4 protein-coding genes are annotated in these 3474 nt (G+C 29.9%); 2 read left to right on the top strand and 2 right to left on the bottom strand.

Going from position 1 to position 3474, the window contains the following annotated elements; genetic code table 11:
- A partial coding sequence (locus tag P256_RS06375; protein ID WP_023272867.1) for an FKBP-type peptidyl-prolyl cis-trans isomerase N-terminal domain-containing protein occupies positions 1-534 on the top strand: 534 nt, incomplete at its 5' end.
- Positions 535-599: 65 nt separating this feature from the next.
- Here P256_RS06375 and P256_RS06380 read toward each other — a convergent pair.
- The gene (locus P256_RS06380; protein ID WP_023272868.1) at positions 600-956 is read right to left on the bottom strand and encodes a roadblock/LC7 domain-containing protein; all 357 of its coding nucleotides are present in this window, start codon (positions 954-956) and stop codon (positions 600-602) included.
- A gap of 129 nt (positions 957-1085) precedes the next feature.
- Here P256_RS06380 and P256_RS06385 point away from each other — a divergent pair, with 129 nt between their 5' ends.
- Positions 1086-2264 (top strand): lactonase family protein, encoded by a 1179-nt coding sequence (locus P256_RS06385; RefSeq protein WP_023272869.1) that lies wholly within the window; start codon positions 1086-1088, stop codon positions 2262-2264.
- Positions 2265-2711: 447 nt separating this feature from the next.
- Here P256_RS06385 and P256_RS06390 read toward each other — a convergent pair.
- On the bottom strand, positions 2712-3474 hold a 763-nt coding region (locus tag P256_RS06390; RefSeq protein ID WP_023272870.1), incomplete at its 5' end, for an amino acid ABC transporter substrate-binding protein.

A 3474-nucleotide genomic window follows, 5' to 3' on the forward strand; every position in this document is an offset into this window, starting at 1 on the left:
GATAACACTCAAGAAAATACTTCTTCAAGAAGAAATAATACTGAACAAAGAAGAGATGAACGTGAGTCACAAAATAGAAGTACTGAACGACGTCAAGATCGAGAAAGCTCTCAACAAAATGAATCCAGAAGAAATATAGAGCAACAGCCTAATGTTAGCCGTAATGGTTTAAATGACAAAACTTTCTTTGCTGAAAATGGTCGTCGTTTAGGGATTGTAACAACAGATTCCGGTTTACAATATCAAGTATTAAAAGCTGGACTTGGTCGTATACCACACGTACAGCATAACGTACGTATTTCTTATGAAGTTAAAGATCTAAATGATAAAGTTATTTCTAAACAATCAGATAAATTTATTCGATTGAATCATTTAACACCTGCTTTAGCCGATGGTATTGAAACCATGAGAGAAAAAGGTAAAACTAGATTCTTTATACCAGCTGGACTAAATTCAGATACAAAAGAGTTAGGGACATCTCTACCTGAAAATGTATCTCTAATTATTGATTTAGAACTTCAAAGTATTGAGTAATTTTTTTTGATTATAAAAATATACTAAGAGCGGAAAAAAGAGTAAATACAATGTATTTACTCTTTTTATATGAAATTGTATTTTTCTTCAAATTCCTTAATGGTGATATATACCATTCCAAGATTAGCCAATTTTTTTTCTAAAATGATATATAAAAATAAAGTTGGATATTCTTTTAAAGGATGAATGATATGGTAATGTTCTAGAGATGAAACTTGAATGCCTTCAACTTTCTCCGCAGCTAATAAATTAACAATTTCATTTTGCATCCTAAGAAATTTAGCACTCATTGCAGTAAAAATATCAAGATCGAACTTTCCATGATTTTCAGTAATCAAGGGTAAACTACTTTCCGAATCTAAAATTGATGCTGCAAGAAATCCATCTATTCTGCTACTTAAAAAGTCTAATATAAAAGCCATGATTTTTTCCTCAAAATTTATATTCTATTATTATTTAATAATTAATTAATGTATATTATTTTAACTAAGATAATATTATGAAGTTATTATTTTTTAATAACTTTTATTTTATAAATAGGCTAAATATAAATGATAAAGTTAAATTTCTTTCCAGTTTTAATCTCCAGTGTCTTAGCAATCTCCTGTAATATCAGTTTCGCTTCTGTTGATTCTATAACCACACCACAAAAATTCTTAATTGGTACTTGGTCTGGAATGCCTGAAAGCACAAAGCTATCCTCTGATTTTGCAAGTCAGGGTATATATACGGTACAGTTGAATAGTGATGGAACTTTACTTCCATTGAGCGAAGTTAAAATGCAAGATCCTTCTTGGATTACTCTTTCTAAAGATTCTAAATTTGCATATATTACCAATGAAACCAAAGACGGTACAGTAACATCAGTTTCTATAGATACTCACGGAGTTTTGAAAAAACTTAATCAAGTAAGTAGCTTAGGAGATCACCCAACACACTCGACTTTGTCTGATGATGGAAAATTCTTATTCATTGCTAATTATTCAGTAGGTCCGAACAAATCAGGAATCTCTGTCCTTCCTATCTTAGCAGATGGAACGTTAGGGGAAGTAATTCAAAATATTAAATTCTTAGATGGCAGCCATATTATTCATGGTCGGCAAGATTCTGGCCATGCTCATTCCGTAACATTCAGTCCTGATCATAAAAATCTTTATGTTGCTGATTTAGGATCAGATATTGTAAGAGCATATGATTATCATCCCAATGAGAAAGTACCTTTACATGCTAATGTTAATTTAGATTTATACTTTCCAATGGGAAGTGGCCCAAGACATATGATATTTTCAGAAGATGGTAAATTTGCATATGTAACTTCAGAAATGAATGCTGAAGTCACTGTATTTGAAAAGGTAAATAATAAATTTATCCAAATTCAAAGAGAAAAATTAGCAGAAAAGGATCAAGACTCATATAAAAGTGGTTCTGGCTTAATTTTTTCACCTGATCATCATTTTTTATATGTAGGTAATCGCAAAGATATTAATGAGATTATTACTTATAAGGTCGATGCTATGACAGGAAAGTTATCATATGTAACTCGCCATATGAGTGGTGGACAAGAGCCTAGATCTTTTTCACTAGATCAAACTGGGAATTACTTACTAGTTGCAAATGTTAATTCAAATATAATCAGTGAATTTAAACGTAATCAAGAAACAGGCTATTTAATACCAACACGAATAGCTCTTCAGGTTGGACAACCTACAGATATTAAGTTTATTCAGTAATATCATTATTTTTTAAATATAGAAGATGAAAAACTCTTCTATATCATTTTTGCTTTTTGTTTGATTGTAAAGTAATCAACACTTATTAATTTTTTATTTAAAAAATCTAAATAGATAATATTTTTAATAAATAAACTAATTAAGGATAATAGTGCAAGTCAAATAATTTGGCTCACCCCTCTAGTGATTAAGAAGATTTTTTTCTATGCTCATTCTATATTTGAATGAGCTTTTTTTATAAATGAAACCCAAAGGGGAGGCTCTCATTCCCTCTTTGGGTTTAGAAGAACATTCTGTTAGACACTAACCTAACCCCCATTAGAATGTCTTCATAGCTATAATTCTTACATAAATTTTGTTTATAAACAAAATTAAATTTGAAAAACTACATAATCACTAATTTTAAATAGCTTAGCAAAACTCTCAGATTGAAATTAAATATCATCACTAGATACCATGATCATTAGGTGATTTTTGAAAGTTTTTAAAAGACTGATTAGGTGGAATATTAAGATTTAAATTTTTTGGAGGGATAGGTGACTGAAACCACTTATTATAGAGTTTATTCATATCACCAGATAACCACATATTAGTAATTATATTGTCTACTATGGATTTTAATTTGGGATTATTTTTAGCTATCATAATGCCATAAGGTTCTGTTGAAAGAATAGGACCAACAAATTTGTAATCTTTTGGATTTCCTGATTTTGCTATTAAACTAGCTAGATTATTATCATCCATAAGTATTGCTGATGCTTTACCAGAAGAAAGTATATTAAAGGCTTCTTCATTATCTGAGCCATAAATATTTTTCACATTAATTGAATTATTTCTTTTTAATGATCTTATGTAATCATCAGCAGTTGTACCCTTTGCCGTAACTATAACTTTCCCATTTAAATCATTTAAATTATTAATCGCTGTATTACTTTTTACAGCTAATCTAACTTCTGTAAGAAAGTAACTCGTAGAAAAATCAACCAGTTCTGCTTTTTGTTTAGTATTGGTTGTTGTTCCACATTCTAGATCAATTTGTCCTGTCATAACAGCAGGAACTCTAGTCATTGGATAAACCGTTTCATAGTTGACTTGCAAATTTGGTTTGTTCAACACTTTCTTTATATCAGCCACAACATTATTACAAATGTCCAATGCATAACCTATGGGCTTATCACCAACTTTGTACGAAATTGGTTCTGCTGAATCT

The sequence above is a fragment of the Acinetobacter nectaris CIP 110549 genome (assembly GCF_000488215.1).
Classification (GTDB): Bacteria; Pseudomonadota; Gammaproteobacteria; order Pseudomonadales; family Moraxellaceae; genus Acinetobacter; species Acinetobacter nectaris.

Coding starts and splice junctions, on each gene's coding strand:
- P256_RS06385 (WP_023272869.1), top strand. CDS start 1,086: ATGATAAAGTTAAATTTCTTTCCAGTTTTAATCTCCAGTGTCTTAGCA.
- P256_RS06380 (WP_023272868.1), bottom strand. CDS start 956: ATGGCTTTTATATTAGACTTTTTAAGTAGCAGAATAGATGGATTTCTT.